This window comes from Clostridium sp. MCC353, from assembly GCF_018785315.1.
Taxonomy (GTDB): domain Bacteria; phylum Bacillota; class Clostridia; order Lachnospirales; family Lachnospiraceae; genus CHH4-2.
In genome coordinates this window covers 1-257 of the sequence record NZ_WQPN01000120.1, presented here as the reverse complement: position 1 = coordinate 257, position 257 = coordinate 1, and the positions used below count along the sequence as shown (strand labels likewise).

1 protein-coding gene is annotated in these 257 nt (G+C 52.1%); it reads left to right on the top strand.

The genetic code is table 11. From position 1 onward, the window contains the following. On the top strand, nucleotides 1-257 hold a 257-nt coding region (locus GPL15_RS19845), incomplete at both ends, for an electron transfer flavoprotein subunit alpha/FixB family protein (protein ID WP_215700408.1).

The window sequence follows — 257 nt, the reverse complement described above, 5'->3', positions numbered from 1 at the left end:
GAGCTGTTAAAACAGCTGGCAGATAAACTGGGCGGAGTGATCGCATCCTCAAGAGCGGCGGTAGACGCAGGCTGGATCGACCACGCATACCAGGTAGGCCAGACGGGAACCACAGTAAAACCGAAAATCTACTTTGCATGCGGAATATCCGGAGCGATCCAGCATGCGGCAGGAATGCAGAATTCCGAGCAGATCATAGCGATCAACACCAATGAGAACGCGCCGATTTTTGAGATCGCGGATTATGGAATTGTTGG